The 5,270-nt window shown below is 59.6% G+C and carries 6 protein-coding genes; 4 read left to right on the top strand and 2 right to left on the bottom strand.

The genetic code is table 11. The features are described from left to right. Positions 1-39: 39 nt before the first annotated feature. Both ACNPN0_RS02780 and ACNPN0_RS02775 read right to left on the bottom strand, forming a co-directional pair. Positions 40-708: a LuxR C-terminal-related transcriptional regulator gene (locus ACNPN0_RS02780; protein ID WP_105656867.1), complete on the bottom strand. Its 669-nt coding sequence runs from the start codon at positions 706-708 to the stop codon at positions 40-42. 4 nt (positions 709-712) lie between these two features. Beyond that, positions 713-1,966 (bottom strand): ATP-binding protein, encoded by a 1,254-nt coding sequence (locus tag ACNPN0_RS02775; RefSeq protein WP_332487095.1) that lies wholly within the window; start codon positions 1,964-1,966, stop codon positions 713-715. Positions 1,967-2,092: 126 nt separating this feature from the next. Here ACNPN0_RS02775 and ACNPN0_RS02770 point away from each other — a divergent pair, with 126 nt between their 5' ends. The 4 genes from ACNPN0_RS02770 (at position 2,093) to ACNPN0_RS02755 (ending at position 5,237) form a co-directional block, all read left to right on the top strand. Next, a complete protein-coding gene (locus ACNPN0_RS02770; protein ID WP_448937639.1) occupies positions 2,093-3,415 on the top strand; it encodes a PspC domain-containing protein in 1,323 nt (440 codons plus the stop codon). Positions 3,416-3,427: 12 nt separating this feature from the next. Then, the gene (locus ACNPN0_RS02765) at positions 3,428-3,676 is read left to right on the top strand and encodes a hypothetical protein (protein WP_133833616.1); all 249 of its coding nucleotides are present in this window, start codon (positions 3,428-3,430) and stop codon (positions 3,674-3,676) included. 35 nt (positions 3,677-3,711) lie between these two features. Next, entirely contained in the window at positions 3,712-3,954 is a 243-nt protein-coding gene (locus ACNPN0_RS02760; protein ID WP_105656871.1) for a PspC domain-containing protein, read from the top strand. Between the two features lie 254 nt (positions 3,955-4,208). Then, the gene (locus ACNPN0_RS02755; RefSeq protein ID WP_105656872.1) at positions 4,209-5,237 is read left to right on the top strand and encodes a 6-phosphofructokinase; all 1,029 of its coding nucleotides are present in this window, start codon (positions 4,209-4,211) and stop codon (positions 5,235-5,237) included. Positions 5,238-5,270: the final 33 nt, after the last annotated feature.

Raw genomic sequence — 5,270 nt, 5'->3', positions numbered from 1 at the left:
ATGGACTGCCCCGCTTCTGTGCTTTTGCCGCAGTGCCGTTTAGAGGATCTTGCGGTCCACAGCCCAACGGGTAAGTTCGTGGCGGTTGGATAGCTGGAGCTTGCGCAGCACATTGGACACATGCGATTCCACGGTCTTTACCGAGATGAACAGTTCCTTGGCTACTTCCTTATAGCTATATCCCCGGGCAATCAAACGCATGACTTGCAATTCGCGGTCAGAGAGCAAATCCAGCTCCTCATCGATTTCTGCCACCGGACCGCTGCTGCCAAAGGCGTCCAGGACGAACCCGGCCAAGCGTGGAGAGAACACGGCATCTCCCCCGGCCACGCGACGTACTGCATCGGAAATTTCGGCCCCGGAAATGCTCTTGGTGACATACCCGCGAGCACCGGAACGGATGACCGTCACTACGTCCTGTGCTGCGTCGGAAACGCTCAATGCCAGGAAACGCGTGGATCCCAGCAGCCCGGTGCACCCCTTGAGCACTTCGGCCCCGCCCCCGCCGCGGCCACCGGGCAGGTGCACATCCAGGAGCACCACATCCGGTTGCTGTTCGGTGATCACCTCGATGGCTCCTTCCACGGTGCCAGCTTCCCCGACAATCTGGATGTCCTGGGCCAAATCGGCACGTAAACCGGAACGGAAGATGGCGTGGTCATCCACCAGCACTACACGGTAGTTCTCGGTGGTGTTCTCAGCGTTCATGTTTCTATTCTTCCTCCATGTTCAGTGGCATGCTCAGCTGCACCTCAGTTCCGGATTCACCGCTCCGGATATGCGCCATGCCGCCTGCGCGTTCCATGCGACCAATGATTGATTCCCTGACGCCGTGCCGGTCCGCCGGTATTCCATCTACTTCGAAACCGGTGCCGCGGTCACGCACATACACTTCTACTTGTTCGGCCGAGCATTCGATGAATACCGAAATCTTGCCCTCGGCATGCTTCGCTGCGTTCATCATCGCCTCGCGGCTAGCGGCCACCAGTGCCTGCTGCCCGGCAAAGCCCTGAGCATTGCCTACGGATATGACTTCTACATCACGCAGTAGCAGCTGTTCGATGTGGCTTGCCTCGTGCTGGATCTCAACGATTACATCTTCATCATCAAGGTCATGGTTGCCGTACAGCCATTGGCGCAGTTCACGCTCTTGGACGCGTGCCAAGGTTCTCACCGCCGCTGGGTCTTCACTGCGTTTTTGAATCACTGCCAAGGTCTGCAAGACCGAGTCGTGCAGGTGGGCCGCGAACTCTGCACGTTGGGCCGCCGCCTGGCGCGAGCTCCGTTCAGCGATGAAATCGCGCCAAAGCCGAGTGCCCCAGGGAAGCAACACCACGACTGCGCCGACAATGATCGCCAATGCCGCCCACAAGCCGCCGAGCAGGTCTGCGGCTCCGACAGTATTGCCCAGCAGGGCCAGCAGACCGCCGATGACCAGGACCAGGCCAAAAGCCAGGCGCAGCAAGAAAGGCAATGACGGGCGCTTCTTGTGCTCGGTGATACCTTCATCGAACTGGATCCAAGCCAGCACAATACCGGCAATCACGCCCAAGGTAGGCCAGATCAGATCCCAGCGGATATTCCAGCCGGTCCACTGTCCATAAGCCAAGACGGCGAGCGCCAGCAGGCCCGCACCGATCAGCGTGTCACGCCAGGTGGAGTTCCTTTCCCAACCTTCGCGTGGACGGAAGATGCCTTGCTGCACCCGGTTCATTTCTTCAGCAAGGCTGCGTGATCTGGTGCCCCAGGAGCGAAGCTCGTCAGCGTGCGCCTCTTCGGCGCTCGGGACGAATACCCAAAGCCACGCGTAGAGCAGAATGCCGATGCCGCCCAGTGCGGACAATCCCAGGAACCCAATACGCACGTACCCCAGCGGGATGCCCAAGTGCTCCGCGAGGCCGCCGCAGACGCCGGCGATTAGCCGGTTCTCGCTGCGCACCATCAAACGCCGTTCAGGACTTTCCATAGTTCTAAGTCAAGCACGTTCTGGTCGTTTCTTCCCGGTTGATCACCGGATCTAGGGGCACCCCTAGGGGAAGTTCAGGGTATCCCCTCATAGCGCGGGACCCCTGCCACACGAGAACATTGGACTATGAACAACGAAGGCTCTCAACGTCGTCGCGGCTTTTACGACCAGCTGCGCAAATCACCGATCACTCGCCAGGACTCGCAGTGGCTCGGTGGCGTTGCAACTGGTGTCGCCGATTATTTCAAGGTCGATGTAGTGCTGATCCGCGGCATCTTCGTGGTGCTCGGTGTCCTAGGCGGCTTGGGCATGGTGCTCTATGGACTGGCTTGGGCGTTGCTTCCTGATGCGGGAGGCAAAATGCATCTGGAAAGTGCCGTGAACCGGAACTGGACCAGCGGCATGACTGGCGCGGTGATCATCTTTGCGCTGGGCATCTTCCCTGCTCCCTGGTTCTTGGATTCGCTGGCACCGGTCCTGTGGCCCCTGGCTATTGTTGCGGCTATCGCATTCATTATCTTCAGCAGGAAGAACACCCGGTTTGCGCGTCCGGACCAAGCCCGCAATCCGGCAGCGACCGGTGACAGCTCTGCTGCCTCGCCAAGGGCTGCCGAGAAGAGCACTGCGTTGGAGCATCCTTGGCGTGAGGGCGGCACCCAGAGTTTCAATGCGAGCGTAGCTAGCGGGTTCGGGACGAACTACCCGGATGCGCCGATGAAGGAGCACCCCATGAATTCAGGTGATTCTGGCCCAGCGGGCCAGTACGAAAATAGCTATTCGCCGGATCCCGCATACACGAAGGCCTACAGTGCCAAGGCGAATCGCAAGCCGATCAGCCGCCCGATTCCGGGTTGGCTTGGCACCACCGTCTTCGGCGTTACCGTGCTGGTGGTCGCCGTGGTCATGCTGGCCGACTACCTGGATATCGTGGCCTTGCCTGGTTCGGGCTGGACCGTGGCCTTGGCTTGCGGCCTGTTGCTTGTTGGCATCACCATTGTCCTAGCGGCCCTCTCCGGGCGAACCAGTGGAGACCTGTTGGGTTTGGCCATTCCATTGCTGGTCCTGACGGTGATCTTCTCTGCTACGTCTTTCGAGGAATCTGCCCGCGGGTTCGTTCGATCGGCTACCGGCAGCGACAGCCAATACAGCGCTGTTTTCAGCAGCTCAACGGTTGACCTGACCCATCTGGGCAGTATCACCAAACCCACCACGGTGGAGATCGATTCGGTCTTCTCCAGAATGGATCTGCTGCTGCCGGAGAATGTTCCGGTGAAGATCGAGACCGACGGCGCATTCCTTTCCGGAATGGATATGGAACTGCCGCAGGACCGGCGGTCCTTGCCGGGAAATGCACCAATGCTGACCATTGAAGTAGACGGAGTTTTTTCCTCGTTCTCCACGACCGTAGATGATCCCAGCATCCTGAACCCCAGCAACACGGATTTCTAAGGACTGAGCCCCATGAATACTTCTTCTACTCCCGCTAGGAAATTCCCTACCGGAACCTTGGTCTTCGGCCTGATTCTGATCGTTGTCGCCCTGGCATCGCTCAGCCGTCTGGTCTTGCAGTGGAGCTTTGACATGCCGCTGTTCTTCATCGCTATCGTCGCCTTGGCCGGCGTAGCCATGATCTTCTCCGGATTGGCATCGGCCGGCAAGGCCCGCAAATCCGAAGCCGAACCACCGGTTCCCACCGACCCCAATCTCTAAGCCTCCAAGCTTTTCCAACAATTAGGAGTTCTCTGATGGACGCATTCTTCAACTCGCTTCGTTCCATGCCGCTTCGTCGCGGGCCAGGCCGATTGGCCGGTGGCGTCGCCGGGGGCATCGCCGACAAGTTCGGGTGGGATGTCACCTTGGTGCGTATCGCCCTACTGCTTTCGTTCTTGCTTCCGGTAATGGGTGTTGCCGCATATATCCTGGCGTGGATCCTGATCCCAGCCCAGGACAACACCATCATCTTGCAGAACTGGCTTCGCAAATTCTAAATACCGTTCCCGGCTGGCCTGCTCGGGAACGATGCTTGGCATCGCTATCCGGCTAGGGCGAGGCTCGTGCACTTCCGTGACATGAGACTCGCCCTAGTGGCTTTAAGCACGTACAATGGCACGCAGAGTAGATGCTCAATGGCGCGCGGATATTGACTGAAATCCGAATGGAACTCTTTGCTGTTACAGCGTTGTCACGGGGCCTGCACGCTCCAGCTGTCGCACAAGGCTTTCCCATTACTAAGCGAGGGCCAATGCGCATTGGAATCATGACCTCAGGCGGCGACTGCCCCGGTCTGAACGCCGTCATCCGCGGTGCGGTACTGAATGGCATCAAAAGCTACGACGACGAATTCGTCGGTTTCCGCGACGGCTGGCGCGGCGTCAAGGAAGGCGACTTCTTCGACCTTCCGCGAACCGCTGTGCGTGGCATCGCCAAGCAAGGCGGCACCATTTTGGGCACCTCACGCACCAATGCGTTTGAAGGGGAACTTGGTGGCGCGGAGAACATTTCCAAGGTTCTCAAATCCAATAGCATCGATGCGCTGATTGCCATCGGCGGGGAAGGCACCTTAGCTGGCGCCCAGCGCCTATGCGAAGCCGGCCTTCCTATCGTTGGCGTTCCCAAGACCATCGATAATGACTTGGACGCCACGGATTACACCTTCGGTTTCGATACCGCTAACCAGATTGCGGTCGAAGCCATTGACCGCCTGCGCACCACCGGCGATTCCCACCACCGCTGCATGGTGGCCGAGGTAATGGGCCGCCACGTAGGCTGGATTGCACTGCACGCGGGGATGGCATCCGGTGCGCACGCGGTGCTCATCCCGGAGGTTTCCACCACCATGGAGCAGATCTGCCAGTGGGTGAACGAAGCCCATGAGCGCGGACGCGCCCCGTTGGTGGTTGTGGCCGAAGGCTTTGTGCCAGAAGGCATGGAAGAAGCGTTCTCGGTACGTGGTCTCGATTCCTTCGGACGCGCCCGCCTTGGCGGCATCGGGGAGATGCTCGCCCCGGTCATTGAGGAACGTACCGGCATCGAAACGCGTGCAACCGTGCTGGGACATATTCAGCGCGGCGGCGTCCCCACCGCTTTTGACCGTGTCCTGGCCACCCGTTTGGGAATGGCTGCGGTGGATTCCATCCATGCCGAGGCGTGGGGCACCATGGTGGCGTTGCACGGCACCAAGGTGCTGCGCGTACCGCTGCGTGCCGCACTGAACAACCTCAAGCGTGTCCCCATGGAACGCTACGAAGAGGCCGCCGTGCTCTTCGGCTAGGCCTGGAGATACACCAAGGGCGTGGGTTGGAAT

This window comes from Glutamicibacter sp. AGC84 (assembly GCF_053543575.1).
Note: the sequence above shows the minus strand (reverse complement) of the source record. Positions and strands in the feature narration are given on the sequence as shown.